A 22,302-nucleotide genomic window follows, 5' to 3' on the forward strand; every position below is an offset into this window, starting at 1 on the left:
ATAAGGAAATTTACTATGCATGCATAACAAGCAATTAAAAGTTAAAGTTTTATATGTTTTGTCTCTTTAATTGTAATTTACAAGGACGGGTCAAATAAACTATCAATAATTCTCCTATTTATTAATTTTTCGACCAATAAACACAAAATGAAATGAAGCCAAATATAAATAATTTCGACTGTAATTCTCATTTTAACACACTAAGAAATAACAAGTTGTTTAATCATGCATCCAACGAATCTATAAATGCTTTATTAAATCAATGCAGACTTGAAACTTTTGAAAAAGGAGAATGTATCATTAACAAAAAGAAGACTTTATATAAGTTTTATTATATGATTAATGGTAAGATTAAAGTATTCAATTTAAATCAAGAAACAGACAAACACTACACCTTATTCTTATTATTAAAAGATGATGTTTTTGATGTTTTTTCACTTATTAGCAAACATCAGCATAATGTATGTTATGAAGTTTTAGAGGACACAGAGCTCTTGGTTTTTTCTTGTGAAACCATAAGAGAATGGTTATTAAAAAACCCTATTATTTTAAATGAATTATTTAAATATACCATTCAGAAATTACAAGTTTTAGAATATCACCTTTTAGATCTTGGAACAAACGGCTTATTAGTAAGACTTGCTAATTTATTGCTAGAAAATTATAATATAAATACACAGCAAATTGAAAACATCAACAATCTTACGCACAAAGAACTAGCCGAATTAATTGGAACCACCCGAGCTGTATTCAACAGACATATTCAAGCATTAAAAAAAGAAGGGATTATTCGAATAGAAAGAAAGAATATTTATGTAATAGATGTAAAGCTTTTAATTGAAAAAAGCAGCAAAAGCAATTTTATAGATTAGAAATATGTGCTTGTTAATCTTAAGTTAAATAGAAAAATATGCTAATTAAGTAGCAGATACAATGAAGCTTAAGTTATAATTTTGGGTAATAGAAAAAGGACCGCTATTAATTACTGCAACTAATTACTATAACCATCTCCCTTATGTAATTACAAAAGATGCCAGCTATTAATCTAATACCTAATATTATGAAAAATTTATTTTTCGGCTTAATGTTTTTAGGAATTGCCAGCCTAAGTTACTCCCAAATAGCAGAAGTCCAACTTGAAGATGTAAATCTTACACCTTTAAACACTAGTTATTTAAATGAAGTGTCCGATAAAAGCACACCTAAAATAGTTAGGAGATTTGAATCTGAAGTTGCTAGATATGACATTACAGAAGCTCCTTTTTATGATGATAAATTTGAAGCCTATGAGGTTATTTTCGAAGGCAAAAACTCAGACCAATGTAGGATTGTTGCAACTTACGATAATGAAGGTAAAGTATTATCTTCTTTAGAAAGGTTTAAAGATGTAGCATTACCTTATGCTGTAAGAAATTCTATTGAAAAAAAATATCCGGGATGGATAGTTATTAAGGATACTTATCTAGTTTCTTATTACTTAGATAAAGAAGTAAAGAAAATGTATAAGCTCAAAATTGCAAAAGGAAATAAAAGAAAAAATATAAAAGTAGATGTTTTAGGAAACACTATTTAAACTTTCAATCTTTTATTAAAACAAAAAACGCAATCAAATATTTGATTGCGTTTTTCTTTATTTTAATTTCTGCCTGTGCAGAAGTCAATTTACTTTACTTCTTCAAAATCTACGTCTTCTACGTCGCTTGATTCTTTAGAGTCTGCTCCTGCATTTGCATCAGGTCCTGCTTGTGCACCACCTTGAGCTTCTGCTTGCGCTTTATACATTTCTTCGCTAGCAACTTTCCAAGCTTCGTTTATTTTCTCTAAAGCTGGCTCAATTACAGCTAGATCTTTAGATTCGTAAGCCTTTTTAAGTTCTTCTAAAGCTTCTTCAATTGGTTTTTTCTTATCATCAGATAATTTATCACCAAATTCTTTTAATTGTTTTTCCGTTTGGAAAATCATAGAATCCGCTTCGTTTAATTTCTTAGCGCTTTCTGCTGCTTTAGCATCTGCTTCAGCATTTGCTTCTGCATCAGCTTTCATCTTTTGAATTTCTTCTTCTGTTAATCCTGAAGAAGCTTCAATACGGATGTCTTGAGATTTGTTAGTAGCTTTATCTGTTGCAGAAACTTTAATAATTCCGTTTGCATCAATATCAAAAGTTACTTCAATTTGTGGAACTCCTCTTTGTGCTGGTGGTATACCATCTAAGTGGAAACGTCCAATTGTTTTGTTATCTGCAGCCATTGCTCTTTCTCCTTGTAAAACGTGAATTTCTACTGAAGGTTGGTTATCTGCTGCTGTAGAGAATACTTGACTTTTCTTAGTAGGAATTGTTGTATTCGCTTCAATAAGTTTAGTCATTACATTCCCCATAGTTTCAATACCTAGTGATAAAGGTGTAACATCTAATAATAATACATCTTTAACATCTCCAGATAAAACTCCACCTTGGATACCTGCTCCTAAAGAAACAACCTCATCTGGGTTTACTCCTTTACTTGGTGCTTTTCCAAAGAATTTTTCTACTGCTTCTTGTACAGCTGGGATACGTGTAGATCCTCCTACAAGAATTACTTGGTCTATATCACTTACCGTTAAACCTGCTGCTTTTAAAGCCGATTTACATGGGTCTATAGTACGTTTTACTAAATCGTCAATTAATTGCTCGAATTTAGCTTTTGTTAATGTACGCACTAAGTGTTTTGGTCCAGATGCAGTTGCAGTAACGTATGGTAAGTTGATTTCTGTTTGAGCAGAAGATGATAATTCAATCTTTGCTTTTTCTGCAGCTTCCTTAATACGTTGTAAAGCCATAGGGTCTTTACGTAAATCAACACCTTCTTCAGCGTTAAACTCGTCTGCTAACCAATCAATTACTTTTTGGTCTACATCGTCTCCTCCTAAGTGAGTATCTCCTTCTGTAGAAAGTACTTCAAATACACCATCTCCTAATTCTAAGATAGATACGTCATGCGTTCCACCTCCAAAATCGAATACTGCGATTTTTTGATCTGTTCCTTTTTTATCTAATCCGTAAGCTAATGCTGCTGCAGTAGGCTCGTTTATAATTCTTCTTACTTTTAATCCTGCAATTTCACCTGCTTCTTTAGTAGCTTGACGTTGTGCATCGTTAAAGTAAGCTGGTACTGTAATTACAGCTTCAGTTACTGTAGCTCCTAAATAATCTTCAGCAGTTTTCTTCATTTTTTGAAGAACCATTGCAGATAATTCTTGTGGTGTATATAAACGACCATCAATATCTACTCTTGGCGTATCGTTATCTCCTTTTACTACTTTATATGGTACACGTTCTGCTTCTTTAGTAGACTCAGAATATTTATTACCCATAAAACGCTTAATAGAACTAACCGTTTTTGTTGGGTTTGTAACTGCTTGTCTCTTTGCTGGGTCTCCAACTTTAATTTCGCCTCCTTCAACGAAAGCAATAACTGAAGGTGTTGTACGTTTACCTTCTGCGTTTGGGATAACAACTGGTTCGTTACCTTCCATTACAGAAACGCAAGAGTTTGTTGTTCCTAAATCGATTCCAATAATCTTACTCATAATTTTATTTTTATTTTTTTTAGTTTTCCGCTTTCGCGAAACTATCGTGTTGATATTTATTTTTTAATTCATGTTGTAATAGTCAATGACTATGCCAACAAAAAAAAACTGACAAGCTGTCACTATTTGGAAATGAAATCAGTAAGTAATTAATCTCATTAGTACTTTTATTGACAAAAAAAGAGTTTATCTTTGTTTTGATTAATAACAGAGTAATTATATGGAATGTATTTCGGTTTTTGATATGCTTAAGATTGGTGTTGGGCCTTCGAGTTCTCACACACTAGGACCTTGGCGAGCAGCAGAACGATGGATTAAAGAGCTTAAAGAAAAAAACACTTTCGATAAGGTAGAAACCATTCATGTAGATCTTTATGGTTCTTTATCCTTAACAGGGAAAGGACATGCAACAGACTTAGCTGTAATGTTAGGTTTGTGTGGCTACGACCCCGAAACAATTCCTACAGAAAATATTCCGGAAATAATAGATAACATTAATAAGGAAAAAACTTTATCCTTTAATGGTGAAAAAGCTATTTCCTTCGATCCTAAAACAAATATTGTTTTTAATAGAAAGTTTTTACCATTCCATTCTAACGGAATGATTTTTACTTCGATAATAAATGGTAAAAAGAAAAAATCCACCTTCTACTCTATTGGTGGTGGTTTTGTAGTAAAAGAAGAACGTACCATTCACAAAAAGAATTTAGAAATAAAATGCTCCTTCCCATATCCTATAGATAAAGGAACAGAACTTCTAGCATATTGTAAAGAGTTAAATCTCCCAATTTCTGAAGTTGTTTTAGAAAATGAAAAATCTATTCGTACAGAAGAAGAAATAGATAAAGAGTTACATCGTATTTGGGATACCATGCTAGAGTGTATGTACATAGGCTGTCATACCGAAGGAAACCTTCCTGGCGGATTAAACGTAAGACGCCGTGCTTATGACATGTACGAAAACTTAAAAGGAAGCACTCCGTATTCTAATCCTGTAGAATGGATTTACTCGATACGAAACACAGAGGTTAGGTTTAGACAGATATTAAAATGGGTTAGCTGCTTTGCTTTAGGTGTAAACGAAGTAAATGCTTCTTTAGGCCGAGTAGTAACTGCTCCAACAAATGGAAGTGCAGGAGTTATTCCTTCCGTTTTAATGTATTACTTGGTAATTGAAAACCACGATGGTAATTTTGAAGACATCAAAAAATTCTTATTAGTTGCCGGAGAAATTGGAAGTATCTTTAAAAAAGGCGCAACCATTAGTGCTGCTATGGGTGGATGTCAAGCAGAAATAGGGGTTAGCTCAGCAATGGCAGCTGGTGCTTTAACCGAATTATTAGGAGGTTCTCCTGAACAGGTTTTAATTGCAGCTGAAATTGCAATGGAGCATCATTTAGGACTTACTTGTGATCCTATTGGCGGACTAGTACAAATACCTTGTATAGAAAGAAATGCCATGGGAGCAATTAAAGCTATTAATGCTGCAGAATTAGCATTAAATACCGACCCTAAAAACGTAAAAGTTCCTTTAGACAAAGTTGTAGCTACTATGTGGGAAACCGCTAAAGATATGAGCTCCAAATATAAAGAAACTAGCGAAGGAGGTCTTGCGGTAAGTGTTAATATGGCAGATTGCTAATTAATCATTCTCAGAATCAACTTATTTTTAATAAACCAAGGCTTCATGATACACAAATGAAGCCTTCTAAATACACTTAGTTTAAGCAATAAATGATTGGTTTCACTTAATTTATTACTTTTACACTATATAATTTTTATACTTAGAACAGATGTCTGTAGCAAAAAAACAATATAAAAGAATTACCGTTAAGTCTCTAGTAGACATGAAAGCTAATGGAGAAAAAATATCTATGCTAACTGCTTACGATTATACTATGGCAAAAATAGTTGATGGCGCAGGAATAGATGTTATACTTGTTGGTGATTCTGCAAGTAATGTAATGGCTGGTCACGAAACTACTTTACCTATTACATTAGATCATATGATTTATCACGCATCTTCTGTAGTAAGAGCAATTGAAAGAGCTTTGGTAGTTGTAGATTTACCTTTCGGAACTTACCAAAGTGATCCAAAAGAAGCTTTACGCTCTGCTATTAGAATTATGAAAGAATCTGGAGGTCATGCTGTAAAAATGGAAGGTGGTAAAGAGATTAAAGAGTCTATAAAAAGAATTCTACATGCTGGAATACCAGTAATGGGACACTTAGGACTTACGCCACAATCTATTTATAAGTTTGGAACATACACTGTAAGAGCAAAAGAAGAACAAGAAGCGAAACAATTAAAAGAAGATGCTTTAATGCTTGAAAAAGCAGGTTGCTTTGCTATTGTATTAGAAAAAATCCCAGCAGCTTTAGCGAAAGAAGTTGCAGAAAGTGTTTCTATTCCTGTTATAGGGATTGGTGCTGGTGATGGTGTTGACGGTCAGGTTTTAGTACTTCACGATATGATTGGTATGACACATGAGTTTAACCCTCGTTTTTTACGTCGCTATATGAATCTTTACGAAGACATGACAAACGCCATTTCTCAATATGTAGATGATGTTAAGACTGGAGACTTCCCTAATGAGGAAGAACAGTACTAATTATAAATAAATATGAAACTTCATAAATTACTTAAAGGTTAAAAATTGATGGCTAAAAAAGCTTCAGATAAAATATTATCAAACAAAAATAATCTACAAGTAATTTATGAAGACAACCATATAATCGTTGTCAACAAACGCGCTGGTGATATTGTTCAAGGGGATAAAACTGGAGACAAACCTTTAAGTGACGTAGTAAAGGATTATATCAAGGATAAATACAATAAACCTGGAAATGTTTATTTAGGTACTGTACATAGATTGGACAGACCAACAACGGGGATTGTCATCTTTGCTAAAACTAGCAAGGTTTTACCTAGATTAAATAAGTTATTTGTTTCTAAAGTCATTCATAAAACCTATTGGGCGCTAGTAAAAAATGCACCTGCAAAACCAAAAGACACCTTAGTTCACTGGCTTAAAAAGAACCCGAAAAACAACAAATCTACCGCTTACGCTAAAGAAGTTACAGATAGCAAAAAAGCCATTCTTCATTATAATACCTTAAAAGCTTTAGATAATTACTTTTTACTTGAAGTAGATTTAGAAACTGGAAGACATCACCAAATCCGAACTCAATTATCCAGTATTGGCAGCCCTATTAAAGGAGATTTAAAATATGGATTTGACAGAAGTAACAAAGACGCAAGTATTAGCTTACATGCACGTCAAATTAAGTTTATACACCCTGTTTCTAAAGAAGCTCTAGACATTATAGCTCCTTTACCAAAAGATCCTGTTTGGGACGCTTGCCTTTAGTAATTATATACAATTTGTAACTGTACTCCTTCCCCTATTTTTGAAGTCAATTTAAAATCAGCTTTTATTAGCTCTGCACGACTTTTCATATTTAATAAGCCAGAACCTTTTTCTGAAGTTTCCATATTAAAGCCCTTACCATCATCATTTGCAGAAACCACAAGACTATCTTCTTTATAATCTAAACAAACTTTAATGCTTTCTGCTTCGGAATATTTTACAGCGTTTGAGAAAAACTCTTGTAGAATTCTAAAAATAATTATCTCGTGATTTTTATTGGATATTGGTTTAGAAACACCTTTAATTTCTAAATCTGCATTGGTAAATTTCATTCGTTTCAACCTATCCAACTCATTAACAATAGATTTTTCAAAACCTTGATTTAAAATCACCTCACTATTTAAGGACTTAGAAAGCGAACGAACCTCCATCAAACTCTTTTTTACAATGCTGGTAGTTTCAGAAATATTGTCTTTCACTTCCTGAGAAACCTGCGTGCTTAAAATGCTTAACTGCATATTGGCAACAGATAAAAGCTGACCAATATTATCATGTAACTCCCACCCTATGTTTTTTAGGGTTTGTTCCTGAATTTCTGTCTGAGTTTTAACAATCTCCTTGTCAAAAGCCTGTTGTTGTCTTATTTTTTCTAATAAGAGCTTGTTTTTTCTTTTCTGAAAAACAATAAAGAAAATAACTACCAAAGCAGTAACTACAAACAATACACTAACCATATAAACCAACAGGTATCGTTCTGCTGATGTTGAAACAGTAGCTTGTGCTTGTAATAATATAAGATTAATAAAATACATCTATAAGTTAAAAATTAGTTTCCTTACTCAGGTTTACTCTTTATTAATGCAAAAGCAAATCCTAAATACATAAAAATATTTGCAATTAATTTGATTGTCCACTTTATAGCAACAAAATCCCAATCAGAATCCGTACTATACACTTCAAAAAAGTTTAGAGGTGTTGTTATAAGCCACCATAAAAATAAAATTACTGCTACATAAAAGTAAACCGACTGAAAGGAGTTAATTATTTTTTCAGAATTCAATAATTCAAATAAATAAAAAACAGAACTAATAAGTATAATTGCAACGTTTAATATAGTTATATATGTTGGTCTTATTTCAAAAATGTTTCGATAGTCTGGAATTACCATAAATAATAAAACCAACAAATACAGATATATACAGGCTTTAATAATTCTTTTTAAAAGAAGGGACTCATACTTCCGACTTAAAAACCAGGGATAAAACACTGTTGCCGCCGAAGCCCAAAACAAGGTATACCACCAATAATTCTTTTCTACTAAAGTTCCTTCAATTAAGTGAAATAGTCTCAAGTTTTTGAAATACGAAGGATAAGCTCCTACAATCTCCACTATTACTACCCATGCCAAGAACCATATAAAATATTTTACATGTGTATTTTTATATTTTTTATAAACAAAAACACCAACTATAAAAGCAAAAATCTCAAAGCTCTTAGTTAGTATATCGTAATAATCAAATAAAAATTGTCTCAACAGGTGTTTTATTTAAGTACTAGATTCAAAATTGTTTCGCACAAAATAGGAAAGGTATAAACAAATTACTGCGGATAACTTACAAAAGGTGGATTCCCCATTCCACCGTCATTCAATCCACTTCCACCAGGAATATCTCCTTTTCCATCTTGCGTCATACTAAAAAAAGTACTACCTGCTTTAGAAAGATCTTTTGCCCCAGTAGGAACTAAAAACATTGTGGTATAACCTACCTCTTCTACCGTTGGGTAAGCTCCCAAATACACCCTAACACCAGTCATTGTATACCCTAAATCGGCAGATTCTTTTTCAGCATAAGCTAAATATTTCTGCATGTCTTCTAAAGACCACCATGTCGAACGGTTATCTGGTCGCATCACAATAGATTTACTAATTAATGCATGTCTGCTATCAAAAGCCTCATCTAGCATTTTAGCTTTTTGTGGGGTAATAAGCCCCTTTGGAGGTACTACATCAGTAATTGGAGTATCCGCAACACTAGAATTAGTGAAGAAATAATAAGTAACAAAAGCCCCGATAAAAACACCAAGAAGGAATAAACTAATTTTTTTCATGATTAAATAATTGATTAATAGTTTTTAAAAGTATTAAAAAGAATGAAATTTCTTTCAATTAATCTGTATTAATATCTTAAACTAACCTAACCAACCTTCTCTATCTAAGCTTCTATATTGAATTGCCTCACTTATATGAGATCCTTTTATATCTGCACTTCCTTCAAGATCTGCAATAGTTCTAGATACTTTTAAAATTCGATCATAGGCTCTTGCCGAAAGATTTAATCGGTCCATGGCTGTTTTTAATAAGGATTTTGAAGCTTCATCCAGTACACAGTATTTTCTTATCTGTTTGGTATTCATTTGGGCGTTATAATGTACTAGCTCAGACTCTGCAAATCTTTGTGTTTGAAACTCTCTAGCTTGTATGACGCGTTTTCTAATCTCTACAGAAGTTTCCCCTTTTCGTTCTTCTGAAAGTTTCTCAAAAGGAACCGGAGTTACTTCAATATGAATATCTATCCTATCTAATAAAGGCCCGGAAACCTTACTTAAATAACGCTGCATTTCTGCTGGCGAAGAGGTTACCGGTGCATCAGGATCATTAAAATATCCTCCCGGACTCGGGTTCATACTCGCCACCAACATAAAGGAAGACGGATATGTAACCGTGAATTTTGCTCTTGAAATAGTCACTTCTCTATCTTCTAATGGCTGACGCATTACTTCTAAAACTTCTCTTTTAAATTCAGGTAATTCATCTAAAAACAAAACACCATTATGCGATAAGGATATTTCTCCTGGTTGCGGATAACTACCGCCACCAACAAGCGCTACGTTGGAAATTGTGTGGTGAGGCGATCGAAATGGTCGCTGTGCCATAATTCCTGAATTGGCTTTTACTCTACCTGCAACCGAATGAATTTTTGTGGTTTCTAAAGCTTCTTGAATAGTCATTGGCGGCAAAATACTTGGCAATCTTTTAGCAAGCATCGTTTTTCCAGCACCTGGCGGGCCAATTAAAATAATATTATGTCCGCCCGCTGCAGCAATTTCCATACATCGTTTTATAGACTCTTGGCCTTTTACATCTGAAAAATCAAACTCTGGAAAATTAAGGTTTTTATTAAATTCTTCTTCTACATTTATAATGGTCGGAATTAGCGCTTCGCCTTTATCAAAATAGTGTATAACTTCTTTAATATTTTCTACTCCATAAACATCTAATCCAGAAACTATTGCTGCTTCCTTTGCGTTTTCCTTTGGAAGAATAAAACCTTTAAAACCCTCTTCCTGTGCTTTAATTGCTATAGGCAAAACTCCTTTAATTGGTTGGAGTTTTCCGTCAAGAGATAATTCTCCCATAATAAGAAAATCCTCTAAATTTTCTGCTTGTATTTGTTTACTTGCAGCTAAAATTCCTATAGCAAGTGTTAAATCGTAAGCACTTCCCTCCTTTCTTAAATCTGCAGGAGACATATTAATAATTATCTTTTTTCCTGGAATTTTATAGCCGTTATTCTGTAAAGCTGCTGCAATTCTGTAATTACTCTCTTTTATGGCGTTATCAGGTAAGCCAACAAGATGATAACCAATGCCCGTATCTACATTAACCTCTACAGTTATAGTTGTTGCCTCTACGCCAAAGACGGCACTTCCAAATACTTTTTTAAGCATAATAGACTGATTTACTTTATTGTAAGAAATTATTTTATTAAAAATAGAATAAAGAAACACAAAAAGCAAGTCTAAATATTTCCATGGAATTTCGTTTTAAACAAGGTTTTAGATTGGTATATTTGTAGTTATTGAAATATAAAATCGCTTTTACTAAAAGCCTTTTCCATACTACTTCATAATTTAATTTGAAACAAATACCATGAGTAAACCATCCTTTATAAACGACTTAACATTACCTATAATCGCTGCACCAATGTTTTTAATATCTGGTCCGCAATTAGTGATTGAATGTTGTAAAAACGGTATCGTAGGAACTTTCCCTGCTTTAAACCAACGAACTAGTGAAGGTTTTGAAGAATGGCTAATAGAAATTAAAACAGCTCTTGCTGCTTTTGAAAAAGAAACGGGTAAAAAGGCTGCACCTTTTGGCGTAAACTTAATTGTACACCACACAAACCCTCGTTTAGAAGCAGATTTAAAACTCTGTATTAAACATGAAGTGCCTTTAATAATTACTTCGCTTGGAGCTGTTTCAGAACTAGTAGAAGCTGTACATTCTTATGGTGGACTAGTTTTTCATGACATCATTAAAAAACGTCATGCGGAAAAAGCTGCTGAAGCTGGGGTTGACGGATTAATACTAGTTTCTGCCGGAGCTGGCGGACATGCAGGAACTATAAACCCAATGCCACTTATTGGTGAAATTAAAAGCTTCTTTAAGAAAACGATTTTGCTTGCCGGAACAATTAGTACAGGACGTGACGTTGCTTCAGCTTTACAAATGGGAGCCGACTTAGCGTATATGGGAACTCGTTTTATTAATACAGAAGAAAGTAAAGCACCAAAAGAATATAGAGATATGATTATAGATGCTGGTGCTAGCGATATTGTTTATACTGCTGCTATTTCTGGTGTTGCTGCAAACTTCTTAGGTCCAAGTTTACAGGCGATGGGAATTACCGAAGAAATGCTTAAAAGAGAAAAGAAAGTAGATTTTGGGGAAGAGCTAACCGCACATAAAGACGAAGCTAAAGCTTGGGCTACTATTTGGTCTGCTGGCCAAGGTGTTACCAATATTAACAATGTTCCAAAGGTAGCAGAACTAGTTTCCGAACTTAAAAAAGACTTTAAAGCTGCTATTGAAGATCAATACAAATACTTGGAGATTTATAAGTAAACTAACGGCTTTGCTGAATAAAATCTAAGGCGCGTTTTTCATTATAATAAAACTTTCCCTTATCTATAAATCCAACATGCCCACCGTGTTGTGGCATTTCTAAAAACAAATTTTCATTGTTTTTCGCTTCTTTAACAGGATAACAGTCTGCCGATAAAAAAGAATCGTTGAGAGCATTTATTAGCAGGGTTGGTGTCTTGATATTAGGAAGGTATTGCAAACTAGAGCTCTGTTCATAATAATCGTAAGCATCTTTAAATCCGTGGGCTTTAGAGGTGTACAGATTATCAAAATCGTAAAGGGTTTTAATAGCCTGAATATCAGATTCTTTTATTTCCCCTTGATACTTCTGAGATTTTAAAAGCAACTTAGATTTTAAATTATTTTTGAATTTGTCATGAAAAGCCTTGTTCTTTAACCTGTGTAATTCTTTTGCTGAACCTGCTAAATAACATGGCACAGAAACTGCAATCCCGTATTTTATCTGCTCCGGAATATCTGTGGTTTCCCCTAAATACTTTAAAGTAACATTTCCACCTAAACTAAAACCTTTAAGATATATTTCAGTATAAGATTTTGTTTGTAAGATATGCTGAATCACCTCCTTTAAATCATCAGTATCACCAGAATGATAGGAACGAAAGGTTAAATTATCCTCTCCGCTACAACCTCTAAAATTCATAGAAACAGCATCAATACCATTTTGATTAAAATACTTAGCTGTTCCTGTTATATAATGGCGTTGTGCATTACCTTCTAAACCATGTAAAATAATAATCAGTTTTTTTGATTTTTCTTCGGAATAACTCCAATCTAGATCTAAAAAATCTCCGTCTGATAAGGTAATTCTCTCTCTTTTTTGATCTAATCCTGAAACTTTCCTAATTAAACCAGAGTAAACGGTTGTTACAAAACCATTTCTAAAAAAATATGGTGCTTTATAAGTAGATTGTATAACCGGCATAATTTTAATTATATTTTTTCTAAAGAAGTAAATTGAAAAGTATTCCCGTCAAACAAGCCTTTATCACTTAGTTTAAGCGAAGGAATAACCAACAAGGCCATAAAGGACAAAGTCATATAAGGAGCGTGTAAGGCGCTTCCTAATTGCTTTGCCATCGTATCTAAAGTAGCATAAGCTTTTCCTATGGTTTCACCGTCTTGATCACTCATAATTCCTGCTACAGGAAGTGGAACAATCTTTTCTTCAGAATTAGAAACTGCACAAATACCTCCTTTGTTTTCTATGATTAGATTTACTGCTTTGCAAATAGCTTCATCAGAAACGCCAACAGCGATAATATTATGTGAATCATGACCAACAGAACTCGCTATTGCCCCTTCTTTTAATCCGAAGTTTTTAATGAATGCTACAGCCGGTTTATCATTATTATACCGATTAACAACGGTCATTTTTAACACATCGTTTTCTATATTAGAAACCAAGTTTCCGTTTTCAATAGTAGCTTCTTCTACCAGTTCGTTAGTTACCAACTGACCTTCTAAAGCTTCGATAACTCGAATTTTTTCTGCAGAAGAATCTATTCTAAAATCAGTTACTTCCTTCTTTTCTGTATGGAAATTGTTTAGGTTTTCGAATATAACATCTTTAATATGTACTTTTCCGAAGTCATAAACCAATTCTCCATCCACATAGGTTTGAAGTGTTTTAAAATCTTTTAAATCTTCAACTACAATACAATCTGCCGCATCTCCAATTTGCAATAAACCTACATCTAAATTATAATGTTTTACTGGATTAATACAAGCTGCCTGTAGTACTTTAAAAACATCTATATCTTTTGCTACAGCTCTTGCGCAAAGTTTGTTTATATGATCAATAATTAAATCGTCTGGATGCTTATCATCACTACAAAACATCATATTTTCAAAATGTTCAGGAAGCAAATCGATTAGAGCTTCAAAGTTTTTTGCAGCAGATCCTTCACGAATCAAAATCTTCATACCTTTTTGAAGTTTTTCTAATGCCTCCTCATAGGTAAAACACTCATGATCTGTAGAAATTCCTGCGGCTATATATTTGCTTATATCTTCGCCTCTAACTCCCGGAGCATGCCCATCTACTGGTTTGTTGTTTGCTTTGGCATGTGCTATTTTCTTAAGAACTTCTTCATCATCAAATAAAACGCCAGGATAATTCATCATTTCGGCTAGATACTTGATATCTGGATTTTCCATAAGTAATTTTATTCCTTCCGAATCTATTACAGCACCAGCAGATTCAAAGCTTGTAGCTGGAACACAACTAGGTGCTCCAAAATGAAACTTAAAAGGAACTTGCTTTCCGTTTTCAATCATAAACTCTACTCCTGCTACTCCTAACACATTTGCAATTTCATGCGGATCGCTAACTGTTGCAACAGAACCATGTTGCACGGCTAGTTTGGCAAATTCACTTGGCACCAACATTGAACTTTCAATATGAATATGAGCATCTACAAAACCAGGAAGAATAAAGTGATTATTGGAATTGTCTTTTTCTACTACAGAAGTTATTTTACCATCTTCGATATGCACTTCTCCCTTAAAAATTCTACTATTAGGTATATCTACTATATTTCCTTGTATTTTCATGACTCTTTACTGTGTTTTATAAAAACGAATATAAATAAAAAACCTTCCGATATTGGAAGGCTTTTTATCATTTTACGAATTTACTTTTTATAATTTTCAACTCCTTTTACTAACCAATTATAATAAGTATCGGCATTTGGCGTATTACCTATTGGGTGATTTAGTAACTCCATGTCATGGTTTAATAATACATAATATGGTTGGGAGTTATTTTGGAAGTTAAGGGTTTGTAAAGTTGCCCACTTATCTCCTATTGTTTTAATATTTTTAACGCTTCCGTTTTGTTTTAAGAACTGGAATTGTTCATTCTCCTCCAACTCTTTTCTGTCGTCTACATATAAAGAAATAATGATGTATTCTTCACTTAAGACTTGATAAATATTGTCTTTACTCCAAACTTGCTCTTCCATTTTTCTACAGTTTACACAAGCCCAACCTGTAAAATCTAACATGATAGGTTTGTTTTCTGCTTTAGCAACAGCAACTCCTTCTTCTAAATCTTTGTAGCAATCTAATCCTAATGGACAATCTGAATCTTGTTCGTAAACACTATAAAACATTGGTGGTGGGAAACCACTTAATAATTTCAAGTTTGCATGTTCTGTATTTGATAATCCTGGAATTAAGTAAATAACGAATGCTCCAACTAAAACAGCGAAAGAGATTCTTCCGAAGCTTAATTTCTTAATTGGACTATCATGTGGGAATTTAATTTTTCCTAATAAGTATAATAATAATCCGATTCCTAAAACAATCCAGATTCCAATAAATACTTCACGCTTTAATAATCCCCAGTGCTTTACTAAGTCCGCATTAGATAAGAATTTGAAAGCCATTGCCAGCTCTAAGAAACCTAAAACTACTTTGGTTGTATTTAACCATCCACCAGATTTTGGTAAGGCATTTAACCATTTTGGGAACATAGCGAATAAGGTAAACGGTAATGCTAGCGCTAATCCGAAACCAGACATTCCTAGCGTTAGTTGCATTGCTCCACCATCACTTGTAAGTGATCCTGCTAGTAAAGACCCTAAAATTGGACCTGTACATGAAAAGGATACAATAGCAAGTGTTAAGGCCATAAAGAAAATACCGATGATACCTCCTACGTTTGAAGCAGAATCCATTTTATTTCCCCAAGATGCCGGTAAGGTTATTTCGTAATATCCAAAGAATGAAAATGCGAAAAACGCTAATATGACAAAGAAAATAATATTCAACCAAACGTTTGTAGATATCGTATTTAATATCTCTGGGTTAAGCGAATCTAAGAAATGGAAAGGTAAACTTAAAAGCACATAAATCACTAATATAAACACCCCGTACATCATTGCATTTGCAAGACCTTTTTGGGAGTTACTAGCACTCTTTGTAAAGAATGAAACGGTTAATGGAATCATAGGGAATACACAAGGCGTAAGCAATGCGATTAATCCTCCTAGGAATCCAAGAATAAATATTCCTAAATTAGATTTTTCTTTATACTCTTCTTTTTCATAATTATCCCATCCTGTTACATTTAACTGTAATTTCTCTGACAACTCTTTACTTCTCTCATCCACATTAGCAACGGGCGCAGTAACTTCAGAGCCATCTAAGCTGAAGTTTACTATTTCGCTTTCAAAAATACATCTTGCATCATCACAAGCTTGGTAGTATATTTCACTAGTAATTGTAGTTACTTCTGGATTTAAAAGTTCTATTTTTTGTGTAAAAGTTGCTTCGTTATCAAAAAAGGTTAAATCCATTTGAAACACCTTATCAAACTCGGTAATGCTCTCACTTTCTAAAACTTTACCTACACGTCTATAGTCGGTTGTCTGTGCAATAGAATCGAATAAGAATTCTGTTGGAAGTGCTCCACCTTCTGGTAAAACCTGAGAATATAAATGCCAATGATCTTCAATATCTGCCTTAAAAACAAGGTTATATTCCTTATCAGAAATTTTCTCTACTTCTGTTGTCCATTTTACGGGTTGAATCTGGGAAAAGGATTGACTAAATGAAAAAACGGTGAGTAGTACTAGTAAAAAGTGTTTCATTTTTGAAATGTAATTTTTAATATGCTATTAGTTTTATCTGTGACTTTATAACGATTGTCACCACGTTTATTTATTATCCAAATTATATTTTCTTCAGAACACAACACTAAAGCTTTTTCTTTTTCTAAAAGTGAGTATTTCTCATCTTTAAAAAATTTGCTTAGCTTTTTCTTTCCTTGCATCCCAAAAGGGTAAAAATAGTCCCCTTTTTTACAATGTCTAATAGTTAAAGGGTATTTTAACAAATCTTTATCAACAAAAATACAATTAGGGCTTGTTTCTGTTATAGTTTCTACCTCCTCAAAAAGCAAATCACCTAAGGTTGTTTCTGTTTTTTTAGTATTTTCTGAAACTTGTATTGTGTTGGTATTTTCTTCGGAAGAAATCCTGGTTAGCAAGAGATACTCTCTATCTTTCAACAATCTAAATTCCTTAGAAAATACTTGCTTTCCAGATTGTGCTTCTAATAAATCATAAACATCCTTCCATTGGGTAAAACCAAAATCCTTCAACAATTCATATAAATATGCTTTGGTATTGGATAACTGTTGAAGCTTTGCAATATGAAATTTGATGAGATCTCCTTCTTCCGAAACTACTTCATTCTGTACTTTTGAAACAGCATCGACAATTAAAGATTTAGAATCTTGTAAATGATTTATGGTTTTTTCAAAATTTGAAAGTAACTCCGTATTAACTTCTTTTAACTTCGGAATAACCTCATGACGTAGTTTGTTTCTTAAATATTTGGTTGAAGCATTTGTTGCATCTTCTCTCCATGCAATATTATTTGCCTTTGCGTAAGTTTCTAGTGCTTCTCTAGAAAAACTCAACAATGGTCTAACCAGTTTTTTATTGACTTGTGGAATTCCCGTAAGTCCTTCTAAACCGGTTCCTCTTGTTAGGTTAATTAAAAAAGTTTCTAGGTTATCATCTGCGTGATGAGCAGTTAGGATATAATCGAATTTCAGTTGTTCGCTTAATTCTTCAAACCAGTCATAACGCAACTCCCTAGCTGCCATTTGCGTAGAAAGCTTGTGTGTTTTGGCATAGGCTTCGGTATCAAAATTCTGTACAAAGACCTCTACATATAGATCTTCTGCTAAATGCATGACAAAATCCTCATCTGCATTACTAGCTTCATTTCTTAAATTAAAATTACAATGTGCTAGTGAGAAATGCAGTTTTGCTTGCTTAGATAAATGCGTTAAAACCACCGAATCTAATCCGCCTGAAATAGCGATAAGAAGTTTTCCTTCTTTTAAAAAAGGCAGGTTTTCGTTTATATGGTTTTTAAAGGCTTTTAACACAGCGTAAATTTAGCATTATTTTACTTCTAGCATCGTGGAATATAAAGGAATTTTAATATCGTAAATGGGCGTTTAATTTTCTAATACTTCACGCATCGCTCTTGCCTTAACCAAGCACTCTTCATACTCGTTAATTGGGTTGCTTTTAGCTGTGATGGCTCCACCTACAGAATAGGAAACATATTTATTTGTTTCGTTGTATAAAATGCTTCTAATGACTACATTGAAATCGAAGTTGCCTTTTGGACTGAAGTAGCCAACAGCCCCAGAATAGAGTCCTCGTTTGGTTTCCTCAACATCTTCTATAATATTCATAGCCGAAACTTTTGGCGCCCCGGTCATGCTCCCCATAGGAAAGGTTGTCTGAATGACATCTACCGGGTGAATATCTTTTTCAACTTTAGAAACTACGGTAGAAATCATTTGATGCACCTGATTAAAAGTGTAAATCTTACAAAGTTCTTTCACTTTTACACTTCCTTTTGTTGCCGTTTTAGACAAATCATTTCTAACCAAATCAACAATCATGATATTTTCACTTCGCTCTTTATCATCATGCTTTAATTCATATTTTAAAGCCTGATCTTCATGATGGTTTTTACTGCGTTTTGCAGTTCCTTTTATAGGCTGCGAAATAATTTTATTTCCTTTTTTCTTGATATATCGTTCTGGCGAAGCAGATAACAAGTACTTATCGTTGATTTTTAAAAAAGCAGCAAAAGGAGCTTGAGAAATGGCGTTTAACTTATTAAAGGTTTCTAAAGGATGAATAGTAGTTTCCTCCGCATAAAACTCCTGACAAATATTAGCTTCGTAAATATCCCCTCTTTGGATATGAGCAAGAACTTTGTCTAACTTTTTAAAATATTCTTCTTTATGAATTCGAAGTTTAATATTTACTTCGTTTTTCTTATTTAATGTTTCGTTTTTAGAAACAAGTATTGCGTTCAAATCTACTTCCCATTCGTCATCAACAGCATGTAGGTATTTTATCTTAACCGTATTTCCTTTGAAAAAGAAGATTTTTTTAGGCTGAAAAAAACATAAATCAGGAAAACCCAATCCGTCCAAGTTTTTAGAGCTTAGCTCTTCTACATCGTTCTTTAAATCATAAGTCAAATAGCCAAAAATCCAATCGTTTGTAGATTTTTGATATTCTTTTAGCTTCTTAAAACCATCTATATAATCGGTTTGAATGCTTGTAAAGGCATCAACAGCCAAAATAGCATCATAGCTAGAATATTTTTGTTTTTTCGGAAAGTTTTGAACATTAGAGTCTAACCAAACAACTTCAGAAAATTGCTGACTCCAAGCCAGTAGCTGACTTTTAAAAGCTTCAATAGATTTGGGCGTATATGTAGTTGTTGTTCTCAAGGAAAAAAAATTACGCGTAAAGTTAAGGAGAATACTTAAAAAACAATATCTTTTCGGTACTAGATTAAATTCTTTCTTAAATGTATCAGATATCCAATAAGTTAATAAAAATTGCAGTCAAAAAAATTGGTGCAGAACTATATGAAATTTCTTCCGTAAAAAACAAAACTGCATTTATGTGGGATGCAGACCCAACTATTTGGGGAAGCTTTGCCCCTAACCTATTCCCTATTATTGGCGCTTTAAAAAACAATGAATATATTTTTGAAGGCAAAACTTACAACATGCCAAAGCACGGTTTCATTAGGCATAATCCCGATATAAAACTAATTGAAAAAACAGAAAGTAGTTTAAAATTTCAACTAAAATACAACCAAGAAAGCTTAAAATTATATCCTTTTAAATTCTGTTATAATATACAATTTAGCTTAAAGGAAAATATTTTACATATACATCATGAAGTAAAAAACCTTGACAACAAACCAATGTTTTTCTCTATTGGCGGACATCCTGCTTTTAAATGTCCAGTTTATGAAAATGAAAAATATTCAGATTATAATCTTCGTTTTGAATTTACGGAAACTGCCGAAACATATTTACTAAATTTAGAAAACGGATTACTAACAAACCAAAAAGAACTAGTCCTAGACAAATCAAATACCTTAGATTTAAACTACAGCTTATTCAACAAAGATGCTTTGGTGTTTAAAGATTTAAAATCTAGAAAAATAACTTTAAACAGTAAAAACAAAGGTGATATTATAACTCTAAACTATGCCGATTTTCCGCATTTAGGTATTTGGGCAAAACCAAATGCAGACTATGTTTGTATAGAACCTTGGATAGGCTATGCCGATTTAGAAACAACAAACCAGCAATTACCAAGTAAAGAAGGCATCATTAAATTAGAGGCAAGCTCTAATTTCAAAGCGAAATATAGTATTGAAATACATAAAGCGCATGTAGTCTAATAAATATTTAAGTAGTAAATTTGCAACATATAAAATAACCATGAGTACTTTTCAAGATCTTAATTTAAACACACCTTTATACAACGCCTTAGATGATTTAGGTTTTACAACACCCACTCCTATTCAAGCAGAAGCATTTAATGTGGTTGCTAGCGGAAAAGATATGGTTGGAATAGCACAAACAGGAACAGGAAAAACCTTTGCCTATATGCTTCCAATCTTAAAAAACCTACCATTTTCTAAACAAGAAAACCCTAGAATTTTAATTTTAGTACCAACTAGAGAATTAGTGGTACAGGTAGTTGAAGAAATTGAAAAACTTTCAAAATACATAAACAATCGCGTTTTAGGTGTTTATGGAGGAACCAATATCAATACACAAAAGCGAGCAATTGCCGAAGGAATTGATATTTTAGTTGCTACTCCTGGAAGAATGTACGACTTGGCTCTATCTAGAGTTTTACAATTAAAGTCTATTCAGAAACTAGTTATAGATGAAGTTGATGTGATGCTAGACTTAGGTTTCAGACATCAGCTTATTAATATTTTCGACATTTTACCAAAGAAAAGGCAAAATATCATGTTTTCTGCAACTATGACAGAAGATGTAAGCGAGCTAATTAATGATTTCTTTATTAGCCCAGAAAGAGTTTCTATTGCTGTTTCCGGTACACCACTTGAAAATATATCTCAAACAAAATATAGTGTTCCTAATTTTTACACTAAACTAAATTTATTAAAGCATTTACTTCAAGACACTGAAGAATTTAATAAGGTTTTAATTTTTGTTGCCAATAAAAAAATGGCCGACAGATTATTTGAAGCACTCGACGAAGAATTCCACGAAGAGCTTTGCGTAATTCACTCTAACAAAACACAAAACTACAGACTACGTAGTATCGAACAGTTTAGAGAAGGTTTCAACAGAATTCTAGTTGCAACAGATGTAATGGCCCGCGGACTTGATATTGAAAATGTAAGCCACGTAATTAACTTTGATACGCCAGCTTACCCAGAAAACTATATGCACAGAATTGGTAGAACTGGTCGTGCAGAACGCGAAGGCCAATCTATTATTTTATACACCGAAAAAGAGCAAGAAGCTCTAGAAAACATTGAAGCTTTAATGGAAATGGAAATTCCTGTAATTTCTATTCCTGAAGAAGTTGAAATTTCAACGGAATTAATTGAAGAAGAAAGACCTCAAATAAAAGAGCGTAACAATCCACATAAACGCAGAAAAGACGAAGATGCTCCTGGACCAGCTTTCCATGAAAAATCAGAAAAAAACTCTAAGGTAAATTTAGGAGGTTCTTATAAGTTTAGAATTGCAGCCAAATATAAAAAGCCTAAATCCCGAGGAGATAAAAACTATAACAAACGAAACAAAAGATAGTTTCTTTCCTGTTTTTTAATCACTTATTTTGCTTGTAACTGCGAAAGGTTTTTTCTTGTATAAGAATAAAATTAGTTGTTTATGCTAGAACTTATTTGCTTCAAAAAAGTAAATAAACCCATTTATGGTTTTCCATTTATATAATTATTCATTAAGTTAGTTATATAAACGCAATCCAATGGCTTCTTCCATTTTTAACTTACTTCCAAACCTAGAAGATTTTCATTATGCTACCCATTATGAAAAACTATTTCTTAATCAGCATTGGGTTTTGGTAAACGGAATTTCAAAAAAGAAAGCCGTTTATATTTTTAAAAACGAGAACCTCCTTCACATCCATGAAAACCATAAAACTATTGAAACCTCTTGGACTTTAGAGACTAAAAATATTTTTTCTATTAAAACCGAAGACGGAAAAGTTATTGTAAAAGCTTATTTTAAAGATGATGATATTCTCGTTTTAAAAAAACCAAAAACTAACGATTGCGCGGTATTTATAAACGAAAACAGCTATTCAAACTCTTTAAATTCTGTAGAAGATGTACAGCAATTTCTTCATGATAAATACAAGGAAAAAGCTACAAACATCATTTACGAACACGAATTTTACTATATCGAAAAATCCAAAGAATTCGGACCATTTACAGTAGAAGAACTTTCAAAAAAAGTATATGAAAATACTATAAGTGAATACTGCTTCGTTAGAGATGTAAACGAATATAATTACAACAAACGCCTTCGCATCAGAGATTTAATTTACACCTAAA

The 22,302-nt window shown here is 33.0% G+C and carries 19 protein-coding genes; 9 read left to right on the top strand and 10 right to left on the bottom strand.

The window, feature by feature from the left end; translation table 11 throughout:
* The first annotated feature begins 152 nt into the window (after positions 1-152).
* Both DU428_RS07490 and DU428_RS07495 read left to right on the top strand, forming a co-directional pair.
* Positions 153-872, top strand: a complete 720-nt coding sequence (locus DU428_RS07490) for a Crp/Fnr family transcriptional regulator (protein ID WP_113965999.1) — start codon at positions 153-155, stop codon at positions 870-872.
* 188 nt (positions 873-1,060) lie between these two features.
* Positions 1,061-1,573, top strand: coding sequence for a hypothetical protein (locus tag DU428_RS07495; protein ID WP_123796493.1), 513 nt, complete (start codon positions 1,061-1,063; stop codon positions 1,571-1,573).
* Between the two features lie 89 nt (positions 1,574-1,662).
* Here the strand turns inward: DU428_RS07495 and dnaK are convergent, their stop codons facing one another.
* The gene (dnaK, locus tag DU428_RS07500; RefSeq protein ID WP_113965997.1) at positions 1,663-3,567 is read right to left on the bottom strand and encodes a molecular chaperone DnaK; all 1,905 of its coding nucleotides are present in this window, start codon (positions 3,565-3,567) and stop codon (positions 1,663-1,665) included.
* 220 nt (positions 3,568-3,787) lie between these two features.
* On the opposite strand from dnaK, the gene DU428_RS07505 reads away from it, so the two are divergent.
* The 3 genes from DU428_RS07505 (at position 3,788) to DU428_RS07515 (ending at position 6,938) form a co-directional block, all read left to right on the top strand.
* A complete protein-coding gene (locus tag DU428_RS07505; RefSeq protein ID WP_072351711.1) occupies positions 3,788-5,209 on the top strand; it encodes an L-serine ammonia-lyase in 1,422 nt (473 codons plus the stop codon).
* Between the two features lie 151 nt (positions 5,210-5,360).
* Positions 5,361-6,179, top strand: a complete 819-nt coding sequence (panB, locus tag DU428_RS07510; RefSeq protein WP_072351709.1) for a 3-methyl-2-oxobutanoate hydroxymethyltransferase — start codon at positions 5,361-5,363, stop codon at positions 6,177-6,179.
* Positions 6,180-6,227: 48 nt separating this feature from the next.
* Entirely contained in the window at positions 6,228-6,938 is a 711-nt protein-coding gene (locus DU428_RS07515) for an RluA family pseudouridine synthase (RefSeq protein WP_072351708.1), read from the top strand.
* Here DU428_RS07515 and DU428_RS07520 read toward each other — a convergent pair.
* The 4 genes from DU428_RS07520 to DU428_RS07535 form a co-directional block, all read right to left on the bottom strand.
* Positions 6,935-7,750, bottom strand: a complete 816-nt coding sequence (locus DU428_RS07520; RefSeq protein WP_083585103.1) for a sensor histidine kinase — start codon at positions 7,748-7,750, stop codon at positions 6,935-6,937. The two genes, DU428_RS07515 and DU428_RS07520, sit on opposite strands and share 4 nt — an antisense overlap.
* Before the next feature lie 23 nt (positions 7,751-7,773).
* Positions 7,774-8,346 (bottom strand): hypothetical protein, encoded by a 573-nt coding sequence (locus DU428_RS07525; protein ID WP_123796495.1) that lies wholly within the window; start codon positions 8,344-8,346, stop codon positions 7,774-7,776.
* Between the two features lie 191 nt (positions 8,347-8,537).
* Positions 8,538-9,047 (bottom strand): hypothetical protein, encoded by a 510-nt coding sequence (locus DU428_RS07530; protein ID WP_072351704.1) that lies wholly within the window; start codon positions 9,045-9,047, stop codon positions 8,538-8,540.
* A gap of 81 nt (positions 9,048-9,128) precedes the next feature.
* Entirely contained in the window at positions 9,129-10,697 is a 1,569-nt protein-coding gene (locus DU428_RS07535) for a YifB family Mg chelatase-like AAA ATPase (RefSeq protein WP_394340974.1), read from the bottom strand.
* A 172-nt stretch (positions 10,698-10,869) separates the two neighbouring features.
* On the opposite strand from DU428_RS07535, the gene DU428_RS07540 reads away from it, so the two are divergent.
* Entirely contained in the window at positions 10,870-11,847 is a 978-nt protein-coding gene (locus tag DU428_RS07540) for an NAD(P)H-dependent flavin oxidoreductase (protein ID WP_113965995.1), read from the top strand.
* 1 nt (position 11,848) lies between these two features.
* Here DU428_RS07540 and DU428_RS07545 read toward each other — a convergent pair whose 3' ends face one another.
* The 5 genes from DU428_RS07545 to pabB all read right to left on the bottom strand — a co-directional run bounded on the left by DU428_RS07545 (position 11,849) and on the right by pabB (position 19,168).
* Positions 11,849-12,811 (bottom strand): YheT family hydrolase, encoded by a 963-nt coding sequence (locus tag DU428_RS07545; protein WP_113965994.1) that lies wholly within the window; start codon positions 12,809-12,811, stop codon positions 11,849-11,851.
* An 8-nt stretch (positions 12,812-12,819) separates the two neighbouring features.
* Complete coding sequence (gene ade, locus DU428_RS07550) at positions 12,820-14,442, bottom strand: adenine deaminase (RefSeq protein WP_072351698.1); 1,623 nt, start codon at positions 14,440-14,442, stop codon at positions 12,820-12,822.
* Between the two features lie 80 nt (positions 14,443-14,522).
* Positions 14,523-16,484, bottom strand: a complete 1,962-nt coding sequence (locus tag DU428_RS07555; RefSeq protein WP_113965993.1) for a protein-disulfide reductase DsbD family protein — start codon at positions 16,482-16,484, stop codon at positions 14,523-14,525.
* Positions 16,481-17,794 carry a tRNA lysidine(34) synthetase TilS gene (gene tilS / locus DU428_RS07560; RefSeq protein ID WP_072351694.1) on the bottom strand — a complete coding sequence of 438 codons (1,314 nt, stop codon included), beginning with the start codon at positions 17,792-17,794 and terminating at the stop codon, positions 16,481-16,483. The genes DU428_RS07555 and tilS overlap by 4 nt, the downstream gene beginning before the upstream one ends.
* Before the next feature lie 72 nt (positions 17,795-17,866).
* Positions 17,867-19,168, bottom strand: coding sequence for an aminodeoxychorismate synthase component I (gene pabB, locus DU428_RS07565; RefSeq protein ID WP_072351693.1), 1,302 nt, complete (start codon positions 19,166-19,168; stop codon positions 17,867-17,869).
* A gap of 80 nt (positions 19,169-19,248) precedes the next feature.
* On the opposite strand from pabB, the gene DU428_RS07570 reads away from it, so the two are divergent.
* The 3 genes from DU428_RS07570 (at position 19,249) to DU428_RS07580 (ending at position 22,301) form a co-directional block, all read left to right on the top strand.
* The gene (locus tag DU428_RS07570; protein ID WP_113965992.1) at positions 19,249-20,139 is read left to right on the top strand and encodes an aldose 1-epimerase family protein; all 891 of its coding nucleotides are present in this window, start codon (positions 19,249-19,251) and stop codon (positions 20,137-20,139) included.
* A 40-nt stretch (positions 20,140-20,179) separates the two neighbouring features.
* Positions 20,180-21,535, top strand: a complete 1,356-nt coding sequence (locus DU428_RS07575; protein WP_072351690.1) for a DEAD/DEAH box helicase — start codon at positions 20,180-20,182, stop codon at positions 21,533-21,535.
* A gap of 178 nt (positions 21,536-21,713) precedes the next feature.
* On the top strand, positions 21,714-22,301 hold the full coding sequence (locus DU428_RS07580) for a hypothetical protein (RefSeq protein WP_113965991.1): 588 nt from the start codon (positions 21,714-21,716) through the stop codon (positions 22,299-22,301).
* Position 22,302: the final 1 nt, after the last annotated feature.

The sequence above is a fragment of the Oceanihabitans sediminis genome, from assembly GCF_003337215.1.
GTDB classification, from domain to species: Bacteria; Bacteroidota; Bacteroidia; order Flavobacteriales; family Flavobacteriaceae; genus Oceanihabitans; species Oceanihabitans sediminis.

Bases quoted from the DNA above. Each gene is read 5' to 3' on its own strand.
- DU428_RS07570 (WP_113965992.1), top strand. From the start codon at position 19,249: ATGTATCAGATATCCAATAAGTTAATAAAAATTGCAGTCAAAAAAATT.
- DU428_RS07505 (WP_072351711.1), top strand. From the start codon at position 3,788: ATGGAATGTATTTCGGTTTTTGATATGCTTAAGATTGGTGTTGGGCCT.
- DU428_RS07580 (WP_113965991.1), top strand. From the start codon at position 21,714: ATGGCTTCTTCCATTTTTAACTTACTTCCAAACCTAGAAGATTTTCAT.
- DU428_RS07490 (WP_113965999.1), top strand. From the start codon at position 153: ATGAAGCCAAATATAAATAATTTCGACTGTAATTCTCATTTTAACACA.
- DU428_RS07520 (WP_083585103.1), bottom strand. From the start codon at position 7,750: ATGTATTTTATTAATCTTATATTATTACAAGCACAAGCTACTGTTTCA.
- dnaK (WP_113965997.1), bottom strand. From the start codon at position 3,567: ATGAGTAAGATTATTGGAATCGATTTAGGAACAACAAACTCTTGCGTT.
- panB (WP_072351709.1), top strand. From the start codon at position 5,361: ATGTCTGTAGCAAAAAAACAATATAAAAGAATTACCGTTAAGTCTCTA.
- DU428_RS07530 (WP_072351704.1), bottom strand. From the start codon at position 9,047: ATGAAAAAAATTAGTTTATTCCTTCTTGGTGTTTTTATCGGGGCTTTT.
- DU428_RS07575 (WP_072351690.1), top strand. From the start codon at position 20,180: ATGAGTACTTTTCAAGATCTTAATTTAAACACACCTTTATACAACGCC.
- ade (WP_072351698.1), bottom strand. From the start codon at position 14,442: ATGAAAATACAAGGAAATATAGTAGATATACCTAATAGTAGAATTTTT.
- DU428_RS07545 (WP_113965994.1), bottom strand. From the start codon at position 12,811: ATGCCGGTTATACAATCTACTTATAAAGCACCATATTTTTTTAGAAAT.
- DU428_RS07515 (WP_072351708.1), top strand. From the start codon at position 6,228: ATGGCTAAAAAAGCTTCAGATAAAATATTATCAAACAAAAATAATCTA.
- DU428_RS07495 (WP_123796493.1), top strand. From the start codon at position 1,061: ATGAAAAATTTATTTTTCGGCTTAATGTTTTTAGGAATTGCCAGCCTA.
- DU428_RS07555 (WP_113965993.1), bottom strand. From the start codon at position 16,484: ATGAAACACTTTTTACTAGTACTACTCACCGTTTTTTCATTTAGTCAA.
- DU428_RS07540 (WP_113965995.1), top strand. From the start codon at position 10,870: ATGAGTAAACCATCCTTTATAAACGACTTAACATTACCTATAATCGCT.